A 20,229-nucleotide genomic window follows, 5' to 3' on the forward strand; every position below is an offset into this window, starting at 1 on the left:
TTACGAACTCGGCGAACCGGGTGCGGAGCCGCGGCTCGCGTCGGTCGGCCGGTCCGACGCGGCGCTGCTGCCCGGCGCCGCCCCGCTGCCGTTCGACACGTTCGCGCGCCGCGCGCTCACCGAGAAGTTCGATCTGTGCCAGTTCGAATTCGAGTCGCAGCCGTGGCGCTTCGACCGCGCGACGGTGAAGCGGCTGCGCGTGCCGCTCGCGCTCCTCGCGGCGACGCTCGGCGTCGCGGTGATCGGCATGAACCTGCACTGGTGGAAGCTGTCGCGCGAGCGCGATGCGCTGTCCGCGCAGATCACCGAAACGCTGCTGTCCGCGTTCCCGAAGACGACGACGGTGCTCGATCCGCCCGCGCAGATGCAGCGCCAGCTCGACCAGCTTCGCCTGGCGGCCGGCGAGCTGTCGCCGAACGATTTCCTCGCGCTGGCGAGCGGGCTGTCGCGTTCGATGGGCGCGCTGCCGCTGAACGGCATCGCGTCGCTCGACTATCACGACCGGCGGCTCGACGTCGGCTTCAAGCCTGAGGTCAAGGTCGATCCCGATTTCACGCAGCGCCTCGCGCGCAACGGACTGTCCGGCGAAGTCGACAGCAACACGGGCAAATGGACGATCCGGAGCCGCTCATGAAAACCGAACAACTGAACCAGACGCTGGCCCAGTTCTGGGGTGAGCGCTCGCCGCGCGAGAAGATGCTGCTCGGCTGGGGCGGCGCCGTGCTGGCCGTTGCGATCGCGTATTCGGTGCTGTGGTCGCCCGCGCAGGAAGGCCGCGCACGAATCCAGCGGGAGCTGCCGGCGATGCGTCACGAACTCGCGCAGATGACCGCGCAGGCGAACGAGGCGAAGTCGCTGGCGGCCGCCGCGCAGGGCGTCGCGCCGACCGGCCTCGCGCTGAAGGACGCGCTGACCGCGTCGTTGTCCGATCACGGGCTGCAGGGGGCGCAGGTGCAGATCGTCGGTAACGGCGTGCAGGTGCAGATGAAGAACGTGTCGTTCCCGGCGTGGACGCAGTGGCTCGACGATGCGCGCCGGCAGTTCAAGGTGCAGGTCGGCGAGGCGCACGCGACCGCGCTGAAGGACGACGGCCAGGTCGACCTGACGGCCGTGATGCAACCTTCCGTACAGAAATAAATGACGCAGTGGATGACGCAAGCGGCGGTCGGCCGATGAGGCCGGGGATCAGACGGCTCGCCGCCGTATTGCCGTGGGCACTGGCGGGCGGGTTGGCGACGGCGGTGACGCTCGTCGCGCTCGCGCCGGCGGCATGGATCGCGCCGCAGTTCGCGCGCGCGACCGGCGGACACGTGAATCTCGTCGACCCGGACGGGTCGCTGTGGCACGGCTCGGGCACGCTGATGCTCGCGCCGGGCGCCGACCAGAGCGCGGCGACGCTGCTGCCGGGCCGGGTCGAATGGACCACGCGCTTCTGGCCGCTGCTGACGGGGCGCGTGCAGATGCGCATGCGGCAGACCGAGGCGATGCCCGATGCCGTGACGCTCGATGCGACATGGCGCGGCGCGGTGCTGTCGGCGGGCACGATGGCCGTGCCCGCATCGCTGCTCGCGGGGCTCGGCACGCCGTTCAACACGCTCGACCTGCAGGGCGACGTGCGGATCGGCTGGAGCGACTGGCGCCTGTTCGGCAGCAACGCGTTCGGCCAGCTGACGGTGACGATCGACTCGATGAGTTCGCGCGTGTCGCGCGTGAAGCCGCTCGGTTCGTACCGCGCGGTGCTGCAGGCGAAGGGCGCGGGCGCCGATCTCGACCTGTCGACGACGCAGGGCCCGCTGTTTCTCGACGGCCACGGCAGCTTCGGCCCCGGCCAGGGATCGTTCCGCGGCACCGCGCATGCGGCGCCCGAGCAGCAGGCGAACCTCGCCGGGCTGCTGAACCTGCTCGGCCACCCGATCGGCAACAACGCGGTGTCGCTGATCTTCGGCGACGCGCAGCGCTGACGCGCGCGTCGCCCGCTGCCCTTACTTCTGCGCGAGCGGCGTCGCGGCCGCGCCGGATGCCGGCAGGGGGGCCGGCGCCGCCATGCCGCCGTTCTCGCGCGCGAGGTCCGACACGTCCCAACCGCCGCCGAGCGCCTTCACGAGCCCGACCGACGACACCATCCGCTGGCCGGCGATCGTCGCGAGCTTCTGCTGCGCGGTGAACGCGGTGGTCTGCGCGGTCAGCACGTTCAGGTACGCGACCGTGCCGGCCTTGTACTGGTTCGTGACGATCGCGAGCGAGTGTTCGGCGCTGTCGACGGCCTGCCGCTGCACGTCGATTTCCTGCGCGAGGATGCGCTGCGACGCGAGGTTGTCCTCGACGTCCTGGAAGGCGGTGAGCACCGCGAGGCGATACGCGGCGACATCCTGGTCGTAGGTCGCGCGCGCGGCATCGGTCTGCGCGGCGCGCAGCCCGGCATCGAACAGCGTGGCCGCGAGCTGCGGGCCGACCGTCCAGAAACGCGCCGGCAGCGTGAACAGCTGCGACCACACCGAGCTCTGGAAGCCGCCGGTGGCCGACAGCGTGAGCGTGGGGAAGAACGCCGCGATCGCGACGCCGATCTGCTCGTTCGCGGCCGCCGCGCGGCGTTCGGCCGCCGCGATGTCCGGCCGGCGTTCGAGGATCGTGGACGGCACGTCGACCGGCGTGATCGGCGGTTCGGCCGCGAGCGGGTTCGGCGGCAGCGAGAAGGTCGACGCCGGTTCGCCGATCAGCGTCGCGATCGCGTGCTCGTACTGCGCGCGCGCGACGCCATTGTCGATCTGCGCGGCCTGCGCGCTCTGCAGCTGCGTCTGCGCCTGGATCACGTCGGCGCGCGCGGCGACGCCCTGCGCGTACTGGTTCTGCGTGAGCTTCAGCGACTGTTCGTACGACTTCACGGTGTCGTCGAGCAGCTTTTGCAGCGCGTCGGACGTGCGCAGCTGGAAATAGGTCTGCGCGAGCAGCGCCTGCTGCGACAGCCGCGCGTTCGCGAGATCGGCCGCCGCCGCCGCTTCGCCGGCGCGCTGCGCGCTGACGGTGCGGCTCACCTTGCCCCACAGGTCGGGCTCCCAGCTCGCATCGAGGCCGACGCTGTAGCTGTTGTTGATCGACCCGGACGACCCGCTGCCGAAACTCGACGAGCCCGAGGACACCGACGTGCGCGGCGTGCGGGCGCGCGAGCCCGACGCGGTCAGCCCGACCGTCGGGAAATACGCGGCGCGGGCTTCGGTGACGAGCGCGCGTGCCTGCCGGTAGGCGGCCGCCGATTGCGCGATGGTCTGGTTCGAGGCGTTGAGCTTGCCGATCAGCGCGTCGAGCTGCGGATCGTTGTAGACCGTCCACCACGGGCCGCGGTCGGTGCGGTCGGCCGGTTGCGCGACCTTCCAGCCGGCCGGCGCTTCCTTGAAGGCTGCGGGAATCGACGTGTCGGGCCGGTGGTAGTCGGGCCCGACGGCGCAGCCGGCGAGCAGCACGGCCGTCGCGACGGCGACGGCGGCGCTCAGCGGGCGAAGGGCGCGCGGGAGGGAGGCGTACGGCATGGTGGTTTTCCTGTCTGGGCGTGACGGCCGGCGAGCGGCGTCGCGCGATGCGGTCGTCATGCCGCTGGCGGACAAATGGTAACTGACGGCGGGGAAGCCGCGCAGCCCTAAGGGTACGGTGCGCGCGGGCCGGATTGTGTTACCGGCGCGGCCGGCCGGTTTACCGGCCATTACGGATCGCTTGCGGGAAGACGGGCGTGCGGCGCCGGCCACGCGTGGCGCGGCGGGCGCCCGGCCGGATCAGACGGGAAAACGGGGGCGGGGCGACGTCAGTGGCAGCGCGCCGGCACCGGGATGGGCTCAGCGGCGGCGCGCCATGTCGACGGCTCCGTGGCGGCCGGCTGGCTCGTGCGGCGGGCGCCGCCCTTCGCGTTGCGCTGCCGGCGATGATCGAACCAGGCGAACCCGAGCGCCGCGAGCGAGCCGCCCGGCACGACCAGCATCGTCACGTACAGCGCGATCTTCCAGCCGCGGTGCGGCCCGGAAAACACATGATGAGCGGTATCGGTCAGGTTGCGGCGCAGCGCGCCGGCGGCATTTTTCAGGAACAGCATCGCGAACATCCTCGGGTGCCCGGCAGCGCGGGCGCATCGGTCAGAACATAGTCTCCGGCAGTGCAACATGCACGTCGTAACTGGTTGCCTCAAATAATATTGACTAAGCAATCATTTTTCAAGATACTGGGCGCGTTTTAACCTGAAACGCACTATTGCTGCGCGCGCAATCGTATGACCGGCGGCCTCTACGATCCCGAGAACATCGCGCTGGAAACGAGCCTCGGCTATTACCTGTCGAAGGCGAAGCAGGCGCTCGTCGAGCGGATGGATCGCGCGCTCGAGCCGCTCGACCTCACCGCGCAGCAGATCGGCGTGATCCTGCTGCTGTCGCGCGGTTATGCGCGCACGCCGTTCGAGCTGTCGCGCAAGATGTCGTACGACAGCGGCTCGATGACGCGCATGCTCGACCGGCTCGAACGCAAGGGGCTGATCGCCCGCTCGCGCAGCGAGCAGGATCGCCGGATGATCGAGCTGACGCTGACCGAGCGCGGCGCCGACGCGGCCCGCGCGCTGCCGTCGCTGGTCGCGACCGTGCTCAACGCACAGCTCGACGGCTTCTCGGCCGACGAACTCGCGACGCTCACCGGCCTGCTGCAGCGCTTCATCGCCAACGGGCCCGGCTCGACCGGCTGCCCGAAACCCGACGAAGACGCCTGACGCGCGCGGAGGCCCCATGTCTAGGTTAAGCATTCGCTTATTTCTCTGTCTGGGCAGAAGATGACAGGACACGCGCTGCGCTTTTCCCCTTTTTCGTTCCACCCGGCCGGGTTGCGCTGCGTCGCACGCCCGTGCGTTGTGCCGGCGCGTCGTGCGCGCCACCTCTAGGAGATTCCGATGTCCGCCACCACGGCATCCGCCGCCTCCCCCGCCGCCGAACCCGCGCCGCTGTCCGGCGGGACGCTCGCGCTGCTCACCATCGGGCTCGCGCTCGGCACCTTCATGGAAGTGCTCGACACGTCGATCGCGAACGTCGCGGTGCCGACCATCTCGGGCAGCCTCGGTGTCGCGACCAGCGAAGGCACGTGGGTGATCTCGTCGTATTCGGTCGCGTCCGCGATCGCGGTGCCGCTCACCGGCTGGCTCGCGCGGCGGGTCGGCGAGGTGCGGCTGTTCACGCTGTCGGTGCTCGCGTTCACGATCGCGTCGGCGCTGTGCGGCTTCGCGACCAACTTCGAGACGCTGATCGCGTTCCGGCTGCTGCAAGGCCTCGTGTCGGGGCCGATGGTGCCGCTGTCGCAGACGATCCTGATGCGCAGCTACCCGCCCGCGAAGCGCGGGCTCGCGCTCGGGCTATGGGCGATGACGGTGATCGTCGCGCCGATCTTCGGCCCGTTGCTGGGCGGCTGGATCAGCGACAACTACACGTGGCCGTGGATCTTCTACATCAACCTGCCGATCGGCGTCTTCTCCGCGGCCTGCGCGTATTTCCTGCTGCGCGGCCGCGAGACGAAGACGTCAAAGCAGCGGATCGACGCGATCGGCCTCGCGCTGCTCGTGATCGGCGTGTCGTGCCTGCAGATGATGCTCGACCTCGGCAAGGACCGCGACTGGTTCAACTCGTCGTTCATCGTCGCGCTCGCGCTGATCGCGGTCGTGTCGCTCGCGTTCATGCTCGTGTGGGAGGCGACCGAGAAGGAGCCGGTGGTCGACCTGTCGCTCTTCAAGGACCGCAACTTCGCGCTCGGTGCGCTGATCATCTCGTTCGGCTTCATGGCGTTCTTCGGCTCGGTCGTGATCTTCCCGCTGTGGCTGCAGACCGTGATGGGCTACACGGCCGGCAAGGCCGGCCTCGCGACCGCGCCCGTCGGGCTGCTCGCGCTCGTGCTGTCGCCGCTGATCGGCCGCAACATGCACCGGCTCGACCTGCGGATGGTCGCGAGCTTCGCGTTCATCGTGTTCGCGGGCGTGTCGCTGTGGAACGCGACGTTCACGCTCGACGTGCCGTTCAACCACGTGATCCTGCCGCGGCTCGTGCAGGGGATCGGCGTCGCGTGCTTCTTCGTGCCGATGACGACGATCACGCTGTCGAGCATCTCCGACGAGCGGCTCGCGAGCGCGTCGGGGCTGTCGAACTTCCTGCGCACGCTGTCCGGCGCAATCGGCACCGCGGCCAGCTCGACGTTCTGGGAGAACGACGCGATCTACCATCATGCGCGGCTGTCGGAATCGGTGAGCATCTACGCGCAGAACACGACCGACTACCAGGGCGCGCTCGCGCAGCTCGGCATCGTCGGGCAGACGGCCAACGCGCAGCTCAACCAGCTCGTCACGCAGCAGGGCTTCATGATGGCCACCAACGACTTCTTCCACCTGTCGGCGGTGATGTTCATCGCGCTGGCGGCGCTCGTGTGGATCACGAAACCGAGGAAGGGCGCGGGGCCGGCGATGGGGCACTGAGGGCGGCATCGCGACCCGTTCGACCGGCTGCTGGTTGCCCAGGCGGCTTCGGAAGGCATCACGCGACTCACGCACGACCCCACGGTGGCCCGGTATCCGGGCCCGATTCGACACGTCCGATCGCGCCGCACGCAGGGCCGGCCGTCACTCCCGCGCCCGCAGCCCGCCGAACGCCAGATCGTCGCCGGGCGCGATCGGCAGCGTCGCCCGAGCGACGTCGAGCCACGCACGCGCCGCGTGCGACAGGTAGCCCTTCTTCAGCCAGCCGAGCGCGATCGCCCACGTGATTTCCGGCTCGACGATCGGCCGGCACGTGAACTGGCCCACGTCGAGCCGCCGGCAATACGGCTCGGGCAGCAGCGCGATGCCGACGCCCGCATGCACGAGCGCGGCCATGAAATCCCAGTGGCCGCTGCGGCTCACGATCGACGGCGTGAAGCCCGCCTGCCGGCACGCATCGAGCACCGCGTCGTGCAGCGCGAGGCTCTCCGCATAGAACACGAACGACTCGCGCGCCAGGTCGGCGAGCGGCACGGCCGCGTGGTCCTCCCAGCGCGACTCGCGCGGCGCGACGAGCCACAGCGGCGCGCGCACCATCGGCAGCCGCTCGAACGTGCCGGGATCGACCGGTTCCAGCAACCCACCGAGCTCCAGCTCGCCCGACGTGAGCGCGGCCTCGATCATCCGTGCGCCCTGTTCGAACAGCTTCAGCTCGATGTTCGGATAGCGCTGCTTGTATGCGGCGATGATCGGCGTGAACAGCGAGCCGCCGAGCGGCGGGATGCCGATCGTCAGCTCGCCGCGGCCGAGCGTGCCGAGATCGTTCAGCTCCGACTGCAGCTGCGCCTGCGCGGCGAGCACGTCCTGGCCGCGCTGGAACACGATCCGCCCCGCATCGGTCAGCACCATCTGGCGGCCGTCGCGCAGCAGCAGCGGCGAACCGATCTCGTCCTCGAGCGCCTTCACCATCTTGCTGATGGTCGGCTGCGTGACGAACAGCTTGTCGGCCGCCGCCGTGAAGCTCTGCTGGCGAACCACCTCGACGAAGTACCGCAGCGCGCGCAATTCCATCGACATCTCCCCAAATTGGTGCGGAAAGCCCAAACCGAATTCCGAATTGGAATGATAAGGATAGAGACAAGTCATTTTATTTATGGTTAGGGGAAACCCTATACTCACACCATCGACGCACTATTCCGTATGGAGCCCGCCATGACCAAGCCGACCGCCGCTGCCGCTTCCGGCAGCCTTGCGCATACGGGCCGGATCGCGCTGCAGGCCGCCGCGCTCGGCGCGCTGTGGATGGCCGTCGACTGGGCCGTGCGCAAGGTCGGCCTGCCGATTCCGTCCGGCGTGATCGGCCTCGCGGTGCTCCTCGTGCTGCTGTTCTCGGGCCGCGTCGCGCCCGCGTGGGTGAAGGACGGCGCGAACTGGCTGCTGTCCGACATGCTGCTGTTCTTCGTGCCGGCCGCCGTCGCGGCCGTGCAGTACGGCGGGCTGTTCCGCGAGGACGGCTGGCGCATCGCGCTGGTGATGCTCGCCGGCACCGCGTTCGTGATGGTGGCGGTGGCCGTCGCGGTCGATCTCGCCGCAAAGCTCGAACGCCGGTTCGCCGCGCAGCGCGTGTTCGCCGAACGCCGCCGCGCGCGCCTGAGCGCCGTGTCCGCGCACTGAGCCGGAGCCGACCATGCTCGCCGCGCTATCGAACCTGCCCGCCGACCGCGTGAACACCGCGATCTCCCTCGGCTGCTTCGTGCTGACGGTCGTGCTGTACTTCGTGTCGAAGCGGCTCTATGCGTACAAGAAGACGCTGCTGTTCTCGCCGCTCGTGTTCGTGCCGGGCGTGCTGGTGCTGCTGGTGCTGCTGACCGGCATCCCTTATTCGGTCTACTTCCGCGATACGCGCTGGCTGATGTGGCTGCTCGGGCCGGCGACGATCGCGTTCGCGGTGCCGATCTATGAATATCGCGACCTGATCCGCCGCCACTGGCTGTCGCTGTCGGTCGGCGTCGCGGTCGGGATCACCGCGGGCGTATGCGGGTCGCTGCTGCTCGCGAAGCTGCTGCACCTGTCGCCCGAGCTGCAGCGCTCGCTGATGACGCGCTCGGTGTCGACGCCGTTCGCGCTCGCCGTGTCGGACAAGATCCACGCGCCGAAGGACCTCACGGCCCTCTTCGTGATCGCGACCGGCCTCTGCGGGATGCTGCTCGGCGAGCTCGTGCTCGCACTCGTGCCGATGCGCACCCGGCTCGCGCGCGGCGCGCTGTTCGGCGCGGCCGCCCACGGCGTGGGCACCGCGAAGGCGCGCGAGATCGGCAGCGAGGAAGGCGTCGTGTCGAGCCTGACGATGATGATCGCGGGCGTCGCGATGGTGCTGATCGCGCCGCTGCTCACGCTGCTGCCGATCTGACACCCCCGCGCCGGCCGGCCGGCCGACGCCCGCCCGGCGCGCCGTCCCGCCGCGCTCCGCCGGCCCCGCTGCCCAGCATCCGGCCGACACCCGGCCGACAATCGGCTGAGATAGCCGCAAATCCCCCCTCTTTTCCGCCCATCGGGCTCGGCCCGGATGCCGAACAATGCATGCTACGAGACATCACGCACGCATTCACATGGCCTCCACGACTGCAAACCCGACCGCCGACAAGCCGGCTTCGTCCGGCAAGTTCAAGCGCATCGCGCTCATCGCCGTCATCGCGCTGGGCGCGGCCGCCGCCGCCGCCGGCGGCATGTACGTGTTCCTGAGCAAGGCGGGCGTCGGCCATGCGAGCGCGCCGGCCGAGCCGCCGCCGCTGGCCGCGCCGGTGTTCTTCCCGCTCGACCCGCTGACCGTGAACCTGCAGTCCGACGACGGCATGCAGCACTACCTGCGCGTCGGCCTGTCGCTGAAGCTCACCGATCCGAAGGCGCAGGAGCAACTGACCGCGCGGATGCCGGAGATCCGCAGCCGGATCCTGCTCGCGCTGTCGAACAAGCATCCCGAGGAACTCGCGACGCCGGACGGCAAACGCTCGCTCGCGAAGGAACTGCGGGACCTGATCGAGCAGCCGACGCAGCCGGGCAACCAGCGCGCGAAGGTCGACGACGTGCTGTTCACCGAATTCGTCGTCCAGTAACGCGGCCGCCAAAGGAGCGCGTATGGGTCACCAGGAGTTCATGTCCCAGGAGGAGGTCGATGCCCTCCTCAAGGGCGTCACGGGCGAAGCCGATTCGGTCGACGAGCAGCGCGACACATCGGGCGTCCGCCCCTACAACATCGCGACGCAGGAGCGGATCGTCCGCGGCCGGATGCCCGGCCTCGAGATCATCAACGACCGCTTCGCGCGCCTGCTGCGGATCGGCATCTTCAACTTCATGCGGCGCACGGCGGAAATCTCCGTCAGCCAGGTGAAGGTGCAGAAGTACAGCGAGTTCACCCGCAACCTGCCGATCCCGACGAACCTGAACCTGGTGCACGTGAAGCCGCTGCGCGGCACGTCGCTGTTCGTGTTCGACCCGAACCTCGTGTTCTTCGTCGTCGACAACCTGTTCGGCGGCGACGGGCGCTTCCACACGCGCGTCGAGGGCCGCGACTTCACGGCCACCGAGCAGCGGATCATCGGCAAGCTGCTGAACCTCGTGTTCGAGCACTACACGACCGCATGGAAGAGCGTGCGGCCGCTGCAGTTCGAATTCGTGCGCTCGGAAATGCACACGCAGTTCGCGAACGTCGCGACGCCGAACGAGATCGTGATCGTCACGCAGTTCTCGATCGAGTTCGGGCCGACGGGCGGCACGCTGCACATCTGCATGCCGTATTCGATGGTCGAGCCGATCCGCGACGTGCTCGCGTCGCCGATCCAGGGCGAGGCGCTCGAAGTCGACCGCCGCTGGGTGCGCGTGCTGTCGCAGCAGGTGCAGGCCGCCGAGGTCGAGCTGACCGCGAATCTCGCCGAGATCTCGTCGACCTTCGAGAAGATCCTGAACCTGCGCGCGGGCGACGTGCTGCCGCTGGAGATCGAGGACACGATCACCGCGAAGGTCGACGGCGTGCCGGTGATGGAATGCGGCTACGGAATTTTCAATGGTCAATACGCATTGCGCGTGCAGAAGATGATCAGCGCGGGCGATACGATGAAGGAAGGTGGATATGAGTGAGCTGAACCAGACGCCCGACGACGACATCCAGGCGATGGCCGACGCGGCCCTCGCGGCTTCGGCCGGCGACGCGCAGGCGGCCCCGGCCGCGGCGGAGGAAGATCCCGGCCTGGACGACTGGGCGGCCGCACTCGCCGAGCAGAACCAGCAGCCGGTGCAGGCGGGCGCGACGGGCGCCGGCGTGTTCCAGCCGCTGTCGAAGGCCGCCGCGAGCTCGACGCACAACGACATCGAGATGATCCTCGACATCCCGGTCAAGATGACCGTGGAGCTCGGCCGCACGAAGATCGCGATCCGCAACCTGTTGCAGCTCGCGCAGGGTTCCGTCGTCGAGCTCGACGGCCTCGCCGGCGAGCCGATGGACGTGCTCGTGAACGGCTGCCTGATCGCGCAGGGCGAGGTCGTGGTCGTCAACGACAAGTTCGGCATCCGCCTGACCGACATCATCACGCCGGCCGAACGCATCCGGAAGCTGAATCGATGACCGTCGTGAAGCCCGGCCGCCGCGTGCGCAACGCGATTGCAGCGGCGGCGCCTGCCGTCGCCGCATCGCTCGCGTGCACGCCGGCCGGGGCCGCCGACATGAACGCGGTGAACCATGCCGGCTCGATCGCATCGAGCGTGATGGTCGGCTCGGCCGCGCCGTCGCTCGGCATCGGCGCGGTGCTGCAGACGCTCGTCGGGCTCGCGGTCGTGATCGGCCTCGTGTTCGCATGCGCATGGCTCGCGCGCCGCTTCGGCTTCCAGCCCGCGCGGCGCGGCGGCCCACTGAAAGTCGTGTCGAGCGTCGCGGTCGGCGCGAAGGAAAACGCGACGATCGTCGAGATCGGCGACACCTGGCTCGTGCTCGGCGTCGCGCCGGGCAACGTGCGCCTGCTGCATTCGCTGCCGGCCGGCTCGGCTTCGGCCACTGCAACGGCGCCGGCTTCGGCCGACGCGCCCGCCGGCGGCAACCCGTCCGACGGCGGCCTGCCCGGCACGTTCGGCTCGCGGTTCCGCGACGCGCTCGCGGGCGAAGCCGTGAAGCGCCTCGGTCGCGGCAAGGACCGCTGACATGGCGCCGCGCCCTCTTTCCGTCTCCGCATTCCGATGAAACACGCATTCCTGCGTCGCGCGGCGCGCGTCGCGCCCGTGCTGATCCTCTGCCTCGCCCCGGCGCTCGCCTGCGCGCAGGCGAACGGCCTGCCCGCGTTCAACGCGAGCCCGGGCCCGCACGGCGGCACCACCTATTCGCTGAGCGTGCAGACGATGCTGCTGCTCACGATGCTGTCGTTCCTGCCGGCGATGCTGCTGATGATGACGAGCTTCACGCGCATCATCATCGTGCTGTCGCTGCTGCGCCAGGCGCTCGGCACCGCGACGACGCCGCCGAACCAGGTGCTCGTCGGCCTCGCGATGTTCCTCACCTTCTTCGTGATGTCGCCGGTGCTCGACCGTGCGTACAACGACGGCTACAAGCCGTTCTCCGACGGCTCGATGCCGATGGAGCAGGCCGTGCAGCGCGGCGTCGCGCCGTTCAAGACCTTCATGCTGAAGCAGACCCGCGAGACCGACCTCGCGCTGTTCGCGAAGATCTCGAAGGCCGCGCCGATGCAGGGCCCCGAGGACGTGCCGCTGTCGCTGCTGGTGCCCGCGTTCGTCACGAGCGAACTGAAGACCGGCTTCCAGATCGGCTTCACGGTCTTCATCCCGTTCCTGATCATCGACATGGTCGTCGCGAGCGTGCTGATGTCGATGGGGATGATGATGGTGTCGCCGTCCACCGTGTCGCTGCCGTTCAAGCTGATGCTGTTCGTGCTGGTCGACGGCTGGCAGTTGCTGATCGGCTCGCTCGCGCAGAGCTTCACCTAAGCGGCGGAGGATTCGCGCGATGACGCCCGAACAAGTGATGACCCTCGCGCACCAGGCGATGATGATCGGCCTGCTGCTCGCGGCCCCGCTGCTGCTGGTCGCGCTCGTGGTCGGCCTCGTCGTGAGCCTGTTCCAGGCCGCGACGCAGATCAACGAATCGACGCTGTCGTTCATCCCGAAGCTGCTCGCGGTCGCCGCGACGCTCGTGATCGCCGGCCCGTGGATGCTGACGACGATGCTCGACTACCTGCGCCAGACGCTGCTGCACGTCGCGACGCTCGGCGCCGGCTGAGCCGCGCGCACCGCCCGGCGGCCATGTTCTCGGTTACCTACGCGCAGCTCAACGGCTGGCTCACCGCCTTCCTGTGGCCGTTCGTGCGGATGCTCGCGCTCGTCGCGACGGCGCCCGTCGTCGGCCACGCGTCGGTGCCCGTGCGCGTGAAGATCGGCATTGCCGCGTTCATGGCGCTGGTCGTCGCGCCGACGCTCGGCGCGATGCCGGACGTCACCGTGTTCTCCGCGCAGGGCATCTGGATCGTCGTCACGCAGTTCCTGATCGGCATCGCGATGGGCTTCACGATGCAGCTCGTGTTCGCGGCCGTCGAGGCGGCCGGCGACTTCATCGGGCTGTCGATGGGGCTCGGTTTCGCGACTTTCTTCGATCCGCATTCGAACGGGGCGACACCGGTGCTGGGCCGCTTCCTGAACGCGATCGCGATGCTCGCGTTCCTCGCGGTGGACGGCCACCTGCAGGTGTTCGCGGCGCTCGCCGCATCGTTCCAGTCGCTGCCGGTGTCGGCCGACCTGCTGCACGCGCCCGGCTGGCGCACGCTCGCCGCGTTCGGCGCGACCGTGTTCGAGATGGGGCTGCTGCTCGCGCTGCCGGTCGTCACCGCGCTGCTGATCGCGAACCTCGCGCTCGGCATCCTGAACCGCGCGGCGCCGCAGATCGGCGTATTCCAGGTCGGCTTCCCCGTCACGATGCTCGTCGGGCTGTTGCTCGTGCAACTGATGATCCCGAACCTCGTGCCGTTCGTGTCGCACCTGTTCGACATGGGGCTCGATGCGATGGGGCGGACGCTGACCGGCTGGCGCTAGCCGCATCCGGCTCCCGTTGCTGGAAAACCCCTAAAGGAATCGCCGGCCCGCGAAAGGTAGCGGAAGGTTTCGCGTCCCTATACTCGTCGTGACGATGCAGCACGCATCGCGCCAGACGAATACAACGAACGGAGACGACCCGATGCGACCCATCCTGCGCACCCTCGCCGTGGCAGCCAGCCTGAGCTGCGCGCTTGCCGCTCACCCCGCTTTCGCCGACGACGGCGGCAAGATCACGATCATGGTCGGCGGGATCGCGAAGCTGATCTACCTGCCCGCGCGGCTCACGCAGGAGCTCGGCTACTTCAAGGCCGAAGGGCTCGATGTCGAGCTGCTGTCGCAGCCGGCCGGCGTCGACGCCGAGAACGAGCTGCTGGCGGGCGCCGTACAGGGCGTCGTCGGCTTCTACGACCACACGATCGACCTGCAGAGCAAGGGCAAGGACGTGAAGGCGATCGCCGTGTTCGGCCAGGTGCCGGGCGAAGTCGAGATGGTGTCGACCAAGGCCGCGCCGACGTTCAAGTCGATGGCCGACGCGAAGGGCAAGACGCTCGGCGTGACGGGCCTCGGCTCGTCGACGAGCTTCCTCACGCAATACCTTGCACTGCAGCACGGCGTGCCGTCGACGCAGTACACGATGCTGCCGGTCGGCGCCGACGCGAGCTTCATCGCCGCGATCAAGCAGGGCCGCATCGATGCCGGCATGACGACCGAGCCGACGGTGTCCGCGCTCGAGAAGATGGGCGACGCGAAGGTGCTGGTCGACCTGCGCACGCTGGAAGGCACGCGCGCCGCGCTCGGCGGCACCTACCCGGCCGCGAGCCTGTACGTGCAGTCCGCGTGGGCCGATGCGCACAAGGCGGAAGCGACCAAGCTCGCGCACGCGTTCGCGAAGACGATGCAGTTCATCCACACGCACAGCGCCGAGGACATCGCCGCGAAGATGCCGGCCGACTACCAGAAGGACAAGGCGCTGTACGTGTCCGCGCTGAAGGCGTCGCTGCCGATGTATACGGCCGACGGCAGGATGCCGGCCGACGGCCCCGCGACCGTGCTGAAGGTGCTGTCCGCGTTCAACCCGTCGGTGAAGGGCAAGCACATCGACCTCGCGCGCACCTTCACGAACGATTTCGTGAACGCGAAGTAACGCGCGGCGCCGGCGGCGGCGATCCCGCCGCCGTGCGCTCCCCCGTTCCGGTCCGGCTGGCCGGCCCGGCGTCGCCACGCTGCGACGCCCTCTTCACCCGCAGGACGAATGCGATGAACCAGGCAGTCTCCCCGAGCACACCGGCGATCGAGTTTCGCAACGTGTCGTGCCGCTTCATTTCGCCGGAAGGCAAGGCCACCGTCGCGCTGCGCGACTTCAGCATGAGCGTCGCGCGCGGCGAGTTCATCGCGATCGTCGGGCCGACCGGCTGCGGCAAGTCCACGACGCTGAACCTGATCACCGGGCTGCTCAAGCCCGTGTCGGGCGAAGTGCGCGTGATGGGCCGTCCGGTCGACGGGATCGACCCGCGCATCGGCTTCGTGTTCCAGGCCGACGCGGTGTTCCCGTGGCGCAACGTGATCGACAACGTCGCGGCGGGCCCGCTGTTTCGCGGCCGCTCGAAGGACGTCGCGTATGCGCAGGCCGAGGAATGGATCCGCAAGGTCGGCCTCGACAAGTTCACGAAGCACTACCCGCACCAGTTGTCCGGCGGGATGAGGAAGCGCGTCGCGCTCGCGCAGACCTTCATCAACCAGCCGGAAATCCTGCTGATGGACGAGCCGTTCTCCGCGCTCGACATGCAGACGCGCACGCTGATGCAGGACGAGCTGCTGCAGCTCTGGTCCGCGAACAAGGGCTCGGTCGTGTTCGTCACGCACGATCTCGAAGAGGCGATCGCGCTCGCCGACCGCGTGTTCGTGCTGACCGCGCGCCCCGCGACGCTCAAGCGCGTATACGAGATCGACCTGCCGCGCCCGCGCGTCACGTCGGAGATCCGCTACGACACGCGCTTCATCGAAATTTCCAAGGACATCTGGCACGACCTGCGCGAAGAAGTGCAGATCGGCTGACGCATACGCCGCACGGCAAGGACAGCAAGGACAGCAAGGACAGGAGCATGACCGACATGACGCTTCCCCCCACCGCCATTCCGGCGACGACGCTCGAGGACGACGAGCGCGCCGCGCAACGCCGGCTGCGACGCCGGCGCAACCTGATCGTCACGCTGCGGATCGCCGTGCTGGTCGTCGTGCTGGGCGGGTGGGAACTCGCCGCGCGGCTCAAGTGGATCGATCCGTTCTTCTTCTCGATGCCGTCGCTGATCTTCGAGCAGATCCGCGACTGGTTCGTGAACGGCACGTCGCAGGGCCCGCTGCTCACGCAGGTATGGGTCACCCTCGAGGAAACCGGGATCGGCTTCGTGATCGGCTCGGTCGCCGGCGTGATCTGCGGGATCGTGCTCGGCCGCAACAAGCTGATGGCCGACGTGTTCGGCCTGTACATCCAGATCGCGAACTCGATCCCGCGCGTCGTGCTCGGCTCGATCTTCGTGATCGCGCTCGGCCTCGGGATGGCGTCGAAGATCGCGCTGGCCGTCGTGATGGTGTTCTTCGTCGTGTTCGGCAACGCGTTCCAGGGCGTGCGCGAAGCCGACCGCTACCTGATCGCGAATGCGCAGATCCTCGGTGCGTCGCGCCGGCAGATCACCACGGCCGTCGTGATCCCGTCCGCGCTGAGCTGGATTCTCGCGAGCCTGCACGTGAGTTTCGGCTTCGCGCTGGTCGGCGCGGTGGTCGGCGAATTCCTGGGTTCCAAGCAGGGCATCGGGCTGCTAATCTCCACCGCCCAGGGCGCGTTCAACGCGAGCGGCGTGTTCGCGGCGATGATCGTGCTGGCCGTGGTCGCGCTGGCCGCCGACTACCTGCTGACCTGGCTCGAGAAGCGGCTGTTGAAGTGGCGGCCCGCGGCGTTCTGAACGCCGTCGGTGCACGCCTGACATGACACTTCCGACCGCGCCGGCGACCCCGGCGCGGTTCGGCATTGCGGAGAAGGAGCACAACGGGATGGCGCACAGCCTGCGCGGGCGGCTGCTGTGGTGGCTGCTGCTGCCGCTCGCGGTGTTCGTGCTGATCGCGGGCGCGATGTCGTACGACACCGCGCGGACCACGGCCGGGCTCGTGCAGGACAGCGCGCTCGTCGCATCGGCGCGCACGATCGGCGAGGACGTCGAATGGCGCAACGGACGGCCGATGGCCGACGTGCCGCCGGCCGCGCTGGAGATCTTCGAGTCGCCGTCGGGCGATTCGGTGTTCTACAAGGTGATCGACGGCCACGAGCGCCTGCTCGCCGGCAACCCGGCGCTCGAGCTGCCCGCGCGGCACGGCGTCGAGCCGACGCTGTACGACACGTCGCTCGACGGCGTGCCGCTGCGCGCGGTGGCCTACGATCGCCAGCTGTACGACGAGGGACAGGTCGAGACGGTCACGGTGGTCGTCGCGAAGACGACGCGCTCGCACGGCGCGATGGTCGCGACGATCTGGCGGCCGCAGCTCGTGCGGCTGTCGCTGATGCTGGTGCTCGCGGTGGTGCTCGTGACTCTCGGCCTCACGTTCGAGCTGCGTCCGCTGATGAAGCTGAAGGACGACGTGGCCGACCGCGGGCCGATGGAGCTGGAGCCGATCCGCCCCGAGCGGCTGCAGCACGAACTGCGGCCGATCGTCGACGCGATCAACCAGTGCATCGCGCGGCTCAACATGCACACCGCCACGCAGCGCCGCTTCATCGCGGATGCGGCGCACCAGCTGCGCACGCCGATCGCGGTGCTCGATACGCAGATCCAGTATGCGCAGCAGCGCGGGCACGACGATCCTGAGCTGGCGGCGGTGCTCGACAGCATGCAGCGCAGCAGCCGCAAGATGGCCGACGTGACCGACAAGCTGCTGCTGCTCGCGCATGCGGAAGCGACGCCGTCGACGCTCCTGACCCATCGCATCGATCTCGCGGCCGTGGTGTCGAGCGTGCTGGAGGAGACGATCGTGCTTGCGCAGCGGCGCGACATCGACCTCGGCGCCGATCTCGGCGAGCGGCTCGACGTCGCCGGCAGCGACAGCCTGCTGACCGCGCTGGTGATGAACCTCGTCGACAACGCGGTGCGCTACACGCAGCCGGGCGGCTGCGTGACCGTCTGCGCGCGGCGCGACGGCGACGCGGTCGTGCTCGACGTGGTCGACAACGGCCCCGGCATCCCGGCCGAAGCGCGGCCGCACGTGTTCAAGCGGTTCTACCGCGTGTCGGCCGACACCGAGGGCTCGGGCCTCGGGCTCGCGATCGTGCGCGAGATCGCGCAAGCGCACGGCGGCAGCGCGTCGCTTGCGCCGGGGCCCGGCAATCGCGGTATCGTCGTGACCGTACGGCTGCCCGCCTACGATTGAAGAGAAAGCCGTCATGAAACTCCTGCTGGTCGAAGACAACGCCGAACTCGCGCACTGGATCGTGAACCTGCTGCGCGGCGAGGATTTCGCGGTCGACTGCGTCGGCGACGGCGAACGCGCGGACACCGTGCTGAAGACCGAACGCTACGACGCCGTGCTGCTCGACATGCGGCTGCCCGGCATCAGCGGCAAGGAGGTGCTCGCGCGGCTGCGGCGCCGCAACGACAACGTGCCGGTGCTGATGCTGACCGCGCACGGTTCGGTCGACGACAAGGTCGACTGCTTCGGCGCGGGCGCCGACGATTACGTCGTGAAGCCGTTCGAGTCGCGCGAACTCGTCGCGAGAATCCGCGCGCTGATCCGCCGGCAGGCCGGCGTCGGCACGACGCAGCTCGTGTGCGGCGACCTCGTCTACGCATTCGGCACGCGCGAATTCCGCTGCGGCGAAACGGTGCTGGCGCTGCGCCGCCGCGAGCATGCGATCCTCGAAACGCTGATGCTGCAGCAGAACAAGACGGTGTCGAAGGCGCGGCTGATGGACAGCGTGTTCGCGCTCGACGACGAGCCGAGCGCCGACGCGATCGACATCTACATCCACCGGCTGCGCAAGCATCTCGCGGGCAGCACGGCCGAAATCATCACGTTGCGCGGGCTCGGTTACATCCTGCGCATGAAGAGCACGCAGGACTGACGGGCGCGCTCCCGTCGCACGAAACGTCGATTCGTAGCACGAAAGGTTGACCAGGCCAGCCGGATGCCCGGCAGGCCCGCTTGCGCGCGCCCGCCCGATCCGTGATGGTCGCGCGTTCGGTGTTTTCACCGATCCGATTGTTGCATCCGGGAAAGCGTCGTGAAGGATTGCACGCTCTACGATGCTACGCGTCGGCCCTCTCGCTGTGGCCGGCAAGAGTCGGCATAGGCATACATTACGTACTGCCAACGACCAGATTTCAATGCGGCAGCTCGGAGGAGACGATCTTGAAACGAAAAACCCTTGCCCTTTCCCTCGCGGCGGCCGGCCTGTGCGCCGGCACCCAGGCGCATGCGCAGTCGAGCGTGCAGCTCTACGGGCTGATGGACCTGAGCTTTCCGACCTACCGGACCCACGCCGACGCGAACGGCAATCACGTGATCGGGATGGGCAACGAAGGCGAGCCTTGGTTCAGCGGCAGCCGCTGGGGCCTGCGCGGCGCCGAAGACATCGGCGGCGGCACCAAGGTCATCTTCCGCCTCGAAAGCGAATTCGTGGTCGCGAACGGCCAGATGGAAGACGAAGGCCAGATTTTCGACCGCGACGCATGGGTGGGTGTCGAGGACGAGCGCTTCGGCAAGCTGACGGCCGGCTTCCAGAACACGATCGCGCGCGATTCGGCCGCGATCTACGGCGACCCGTACGGTTCCGCGAAGCTGTCGACCGAGGAAGGCGGCTGGACCAACTCGAACAACTTCAAGCAGATGATCTTCTACGCGGCCGGCCCGACCGGCACGCGCTACAACAACGGCATCGCGTGGAAGAAGCTGTTCAGCAACGGCATCTTCGCGAGCGCCGGCTACCAGTTCAGCAACTCGACCTCGTTCGCGACCGGCTCCGCGTACCAGGCCGCGCTCGGCTACAACGGCGGGCCGTTCAACGTGTCGGGCTTCTACAACCACGTGAACCACAACGGCTTCCGGAACCAGACGTTCTCGGTCGGCGGCAACTACACGTTCAGCATCGTGCGCCTGAATGCCGGCTACTTCCGCTACAACGGCGACCAGGGCTCGCTCGGCCAGCGCCACGACGATTCGTGGACGGTGTCGGTGAAGGTGGCGCCGCCGGGCGCGCTCGACTACGAGCTCGGCTACCAGCAGATGCGCGTCAAGAATGCCGCGAACAACGCGGACGGCTTCACGCCGAACGCGAACCTCGGCGCGTTCAGCCTGACCAACGGCGTCGCCAACGGCTTCAAGGAGACGATCTACGGGTCGGTGTTCTATCACCTGAGCAAGCGCACCGAGGTGTACCTGGCCGGCGACTACATGAAGCTGCACGGCGGCTACACGGTGTCGTCGACGTTCGGCGCGAAGAACCAGCTCGAACTGACGTCGGGCATCCGCACGCGCTTCTGATCTGAGCGCCGGCCATCCGGGCGGGGCCTGCCGGGCCCCGCCGCACCCTCCATCCGGGATTCTCCATGCGGGCACGCCGGCGCCAGACGCCAACCGTGCCCTTTTTTTCGTGCTTTCCAGCGCGCCGCTGAACGCCCGCG

At 68.7% G+C, this 20,229-nt stretch carries 23 protein-coding genes and 1 pseudogene; 21 read left to right on the forward strand and 3 right to left on the reverse strand.

Annotated features, from left to right (window positions below; genetic code table 11):
- The 3 genes from gspL to G3N62_RS17525 all read left to right on the forward strand — a co-directional run.
- A partial coding sequence (gspL, locus tag G3N62_RS17515) for a type II secretion system protein GspL (protein ID WP_206141266.1) occupies positions 1–634 on the forward strand: 634 nt, incomplete at its 5' end.
- Positions 631–1,137 carry a type II secretion system protein M gene (locus G3N62_RS17520; RefSeq protein ID WP_034188258.1) on the forward strand — a complete coding sequence of 169 codons (507 nt, stop codon included), beginning with the start codon at positions 631–633 and terminating at the stop codon, positions 1,135–1,137. The genes gspL and G3N62_RS17520, both read left to right, overlap by 4 nt.
- A 35-nt stretch (positions 1,138–1,172) precedes the next feature.
- A complete protein-coding gene (locus G3N62_RS17525; RefSeq protein ID WP_034188204.1) occupies positions 1,173–1,961 on the forward strand; it encodes a type II secretion system protein N in 789 nt (262 codons plus the stop codon).
- Positions 1,962–1,982: 21 nt separating this feature from the next.
- Here G3N62_RS17525 and G3N62_RS17530 read toward each other — a convergent pair whose 3' ends face one another.
- Both G3N62_RS17530 and G3N62_RS17535 read right to left on the reverse strand, forming a co-directional pair.
- Entirely contained in the window at positions 1,983–3,524 is a 1,542-nt protein-coding gene (locus G3N62_RS17530) for an efflux transporter outer membrane subunit (RefSeq protein ID WP_049030953.1), read from the reverse strand.
- A 269-nt stretch (positions 3,525–3,793) separates the two neighbouring features.
- Positions 3,794–4,078, reverse strand: a complete 285-nt coding sequence (locus G3N62_RS17535) for a multidrug ABC transporter ATPase (protein ID WP_080287836.1) — start codon at positions 4,076–4,078, stop codon at positions 3,794–3,796.
- Positions 4,079–4,252: 174 nt separating this feature from the next.
- Between G3N62_RS17535 and G3N62_RS17540 the strand changes: the two genes are divergently transcribed.
- The 3 genes and pseudogenes from G3N62_RS17540 to G3N62_RS36000 form a co-directional block, all read left to right on the forward strand.
- Positions 4,253–4,738, forward strand: a complete 486-nt coding sequence (locus G3N62_RS17540) for a MarR family transcriptional regulator (RefSeq protein WP_034188207.1) — start codon at positions 4,253–4,255, stop codon at positions 4,736–4,738.
- A 177-nt stretch (positions 4,739–4,915) separates the two neighbouring features.
- Positions 4,916–6,478, forward strand: a complete 1,563-nt coding sequence (locus tag G3N62_RS17545) for a DHA2 family efflux MFS transporter permease subunit (RefSeq protein ID WP_034188208.1) — start codon at positions 4,916–4,918, stop codon at positions 6,476–6,478.
- A 6-nt stretch (positions 6,479–6,484) separates the two neighbouring features.
- Positions 6,485–6,595, forward strand: a pseudogene (locus tag G3N62_RS36000) (PIN domain nuclease); the annotation flags it as partial.
- 27 nt (positions 6,596–6,622) lie between these two features.
- Here the strand turns inward: G3N62_RS36000 and G3N62_RS17550 are convergent.
- Positions 6,623–7,549 carry a LysR family transcriptional regulator gene (locus tag G3N62_RS17550; protein ID WP_034188209.1) on the reverse strand — a complete coding sequence of 309 codons (927 nt, stop codon included), beginning with the start codon at positions 7,547–7,549 and terminating at the stop codon, positions 6,623–6,625.
- A gap of 141 nt (positions 7,550–7,690) precedes the next feature.
- On the opposite strand from G3N62_RS17550, the gene G3N62_RS17555 reads away from it, so the two are divergent.
- From G3N62_RS17555 to G3N62_RS17625, 15 genes are all read left to right on the forward strand, one after another.
- Positions 7,691–8,152 carry a CidA/LrgA family protein gene (locus tag G3N62_RS17555; protein WP_206141267.1) on the forward strand — a complete coding sequence of 154 codons (462 nt, stop codon included), beginning with the start codon at positions 7,691–7,693 and terminating at the stop codon, positions 8,150–8,152.
- Positions 8,153–8,165: 13 nt separating this feature from the next.
- Entirely contained in the window at positions 8,166–8,888 is a 723-nt protein-coding gene (locus G3N62_RS17560) for an LrgB family protein (RefSeq protein ID WP_034188210.1), read from the forward strand.
- A 166-nt stretch (positions 8,889–9,054) separates the two neighbouring features.
- The gene (gene fliL / locus G3N62_RS17565) at positions 9,055–9,591 is read left to right on the forward strand and encodes a flagellar basal body-associated protein FliL (protein WP_049033962.1); all 537 of its coding nucleotides are present in this window, start codon (positions 9,055–9,057) and stop codon (positions 9,589–9,591) included.
- A gap of 22 nt (positions 9,592–9,613) precedes the next feature.
- Complete coding sequence (gene fliM, locus G3N62_RS17570) at positions 9,614–10,612, forward strand: flagellar motor switch protein FliM (RefSeq protein WP_034188212.1); 999 nt, start codon at positions 9,614–9,616, stop codon at positions 10,610–10,612.
- The gene (gene fliN / locus G3N62_RS17575; protein ID WP_034188213.1) at positions 10,605–11,096 is read left to right on the forward strand and encodes a flagellar motor switch protein FliN; all 492 of its coding nucleotides are present in this window, start codon (positions 10,605–10,607) and stop codon (positions 11,094–11,096) included. Before fliM ends, fliN begins: the two co-directional genes overlap by 8 nt.
- Positions 11,093–11,665: a flagellar biosynthetic protein FliO gene (gene fliO, locus G3N62_RS17580; RefSeq protein WP_034188214.1), complete on the forward strand. Its 573-nt coding sequence runs from the start codon at positions 11,093–11,095 to the stop codon at positions 11,663–11,665. Before fliN ends, fliO begins: the two co-directional genes overlap by 4 nt.
- Positions 11,666–11,701: 36 nt before the next feature.
- Positions 11,702–12,463: a flagellar type III secretion system pore protein FliP gene (gene fliP / locus G3N62_RS17585; protein WP_034188215.1), complete on the forward strand. Its 762-nt coding sequence runs from the start codon at positions 11,702–11,704 to the stop codon at positions 12,461–12,463.
- Between the two features lie 19 nt (positions 12,464–12,482).
- A complete protein-coding gene (fliQ, locus tag G3N62_RS17590) occupies positions 12,483–12,755 on the forward strand; it encodes a flagellar biosynthesis protein FliQ (RefSeq protein WP_034188216.1) in 273 nt (90 codons plus the stop codon).
- 23 nt (positions 12,756–12,778) lie between these two features.
- Positions 12,779–13,561, forward strand: coding sequence for a flagellar biosynthetic protein FliR (gene fliR, locus G3N62_RS17595; RefSeq protein ID WP_034188217.1), 783 nt, complete (start codon positions 12,779–12,781; stop codon positions 13,559–13,561).
- A gap of 142 nt (positions 13,562–13,703) precedes the next feature.
- Entirely contained in the window at positions 13,704–14,708 is a 1,005-nt protein-coding gene (locus G3N62_RS17600; RefSeq protein WP_034188260.1) for an ABC transporter substrate-binding protein, read from the forward strand.
- Positions 14,709–14,821: 113 nt separating this feature from the next.
- The gene (locus G3N62_RS17605; RefSeq protein WP_011350460.1) at positions 14,822–15,619 is read left to right on the forward strand and encodes an ABC transporter ATP-binding protein; all 798 of its coding nucleotides are present in this window, start codon (positions 14,822–14,824) and stop codon (positions 15,617–15,619) included.
- Between the two features lie 47 nt (positions 15,620–15,666).
- Complete coding sequence (locus G3N62_RS17610; RefSeq protein ID WP_124608637.1) at positions 15,667–16,524, forward strand: ABC transporter permease; 858 nt, start codon at positions 15,667–15,669, stop codon at positions 16,522–16,524.
- An 88-nt stretch (positions 16,525–16,612) separates the two neighbouring features.
- Complete coding sequence (locus G3N62_RS17615; RefSeq protein WP_124670669.1) at positions 16,613–17,980, forward strand: sensor histidine kinase; 1,368 nt, start codon at positions 16,613–16,615, stop codon at positions 17,978–17,980.
- 13 nt (positions 17,981–17,993) lie between these two features.
- The gene (locus G3N62_RS17620) at positions 17,994–18,671 is read left to right on the forward strand and encodes a response regulator (RefSeq protein ID WP_034188218.1); all 678 of its coding nucleotides are present in this window, start codon (positions 17,994–17,996) and stop codon (positions 18,669–18,671) included.
- Between the two features lie 287 nt (positions 18,672–18,958).
- A complete protein-coding gene (locus G3N62_RS17625) occupies positions 18,959–20,089 on the forward strand; it encodes a porin (RefSeq protein ID WP_124670664.1) in 1,131 nt (376 codons plus the stop codon).
- Positions 20,090–20,229: the final 140 nt, after the last annotated feature.

Source organism: Burkholderia sp. Tr-20355 (assembly GCF_017104685.1).
In the GTDB taxonomy this organism is placed as follows: domain Bacteria; phylum Pseudomonadota; class Gammaproteobacteria; order Burkholderiales; family Burkholderiaceae; genus Burkholderia; species Burkholderia seminalis.

What these genes read in the sequence shown, in the direction of transcription:
- G3N62_RS17520 (WP_034188258.1), top strand. Translation starts at nt 631, where the DNA reads ATGAAAACCGAACAACTGAACCAGACGCTGGCCCAGTTCTGGGGTGAG.
- G3N62_RS17525 (WP_034188204.1), top strand. Translation starts at nt 1,173, where the DNA reads ATGAGGCCGGGGATCAGACGGCTCGCCGCCGTATTGCCGTGGGCACTG.
- G3N62_RS17530 (WP_049030953.1), bottom strand. Translation starts at nt 3,524, where the DNA reads ATGCCGTACGCCTCCCTCCCGCGCGCCCTTCGCCCGCTGAGCGCCGCC.
- G3N62_RS17535 (WP_080287836.1), bottom strand. Translation starts at nt 4,078, where the DNA reads ATGCTGTTCCTGAAAAATGCCGCCGGCGCGCTGCGCCGCAACCTGACC.
- G3N62_RS17540 (WP_034188207.1), top strand. Translation starts at nt 4,253, where the DNA reads ATGACCGGCGGCCTCTACGATCCCGAGAACATCGCGCTGGAAACGAGC.
- G3N62_RS17545 (WP_034188208.1), top strand. Translation starts at nt 4,916, where the DNA reads ATGTCCGCCACCACGGCATCCGCCGCCTCCCCCGCCGCCGAACCCGCG.
- G3N62_RS17550 (WP_034188209.1), bottom strand. Translation starts at nt 7,549, where the DNA reads ATGGAATTGCGCGCGCTGCGGTACTTCGTCGAGGTGGTTCGCCAGCAG.
- G3N62_RS17555 (WP_206141267.1), top strand. Translation starts at nt 7,691, where the DNA reads ATGACCAAGCCGACCGCCGCTGCCGCTTCCGGCAGCCTTGCGCATACG.
- G3N62_RS17560 (WP_034188210.1), top strand. Translation starts at nt 8,166, where the DNA reads ATGCTCGCCGCGCTATCGAACCTGCCCGCCGACCGCGTGAACACCGCG.
- fliL (WP_049033962.1), top strand. Translation starts at nt 9,055, where the DNA reads ATGCATGCTACGAGACATCACGCACGCATTCACATGGCCTCCACGACT.
- fliM (WP_034188212.1), top strand. Translation starts at nt 9,614, where the DNA reads ATGGGTCACCAGGAGTTCATGTCCCAGGAGGAGGTCGATGCCCTCCTC.
- fliN (WP_034188213.1), top strand. Translation starts at nt 10,605, where the DNA reads ATGAGTGAGCTGAACCAGACGCCCGACGACGACATCCAGGCGATGGCC.
- fliO (WP_034188214.1), top strand. Translation starts at nt 11,093, where the DNA reads ATGACCGTCGTGAAGCCCGGCCGCCGCGTGCGCAACGCGATTGCAGCG.
- fliP (WP_034188215.1), top strand. Translation starts at nt 11,702, where the DNA reads ATGAAACACGCATTCCTGCGTCGCGCGGCGCGCGTCGCGCCCGTGCTG.
- fliQ (WP_034188216.1), top strand. Translation starts at nt 12,483, where the DNA reads ATGACGCCCGAACAAGTGATGACCCTCGCGCACCAGGCGATGATGATC.
- fliR (WP_034188217.1), top strand. Translation starts at nt 12,779, where the DNA reads ATGTTCTCGGTTACCTACGCGCAGCTCAACGGCTGGCTCACCGCCTTC.
- G3N62_RS17600 (WP_034188260.1), top strand. Translation starts at nt 13,704, where the DNA reads ATGCGACCCATCCTGCGCACCCTCGCCGTGGCAGCCAGCCTGAGCTGC.
- G3N62_RS17605 (WP_011350460.1), top strand. Translation starts at nt 14,822, where the DNA reads ATGAACCAGGCAGTCTCCCCGAGCACACCGGCGATCGAGTTTCGCAAC.
- G3N62_RS17610 (WP_124608637.1), top strand. Translation starts at nt 15,667, where the DNA reads ATGACCGACATGACGCTTCCCCCCACCGCCATTCCGGCGACGACGCTC.
- G3N62_RS17615 (WP_124670669.1), top strand. Translation starts at nt 16,613, where the DNA reads ATGGCGCACAGCCTGCGCGGGCGGCTGCTGTGGTGGCTGCTGCTGCCG.
- G3N62_RS17620 (WP_034188218.1), top strand. Translation starts at nt 17,994, where the DNA reads ATGAAACTCCTGCTGGTCGAAGACAACGCCGAACTCGCGCACTGGATC.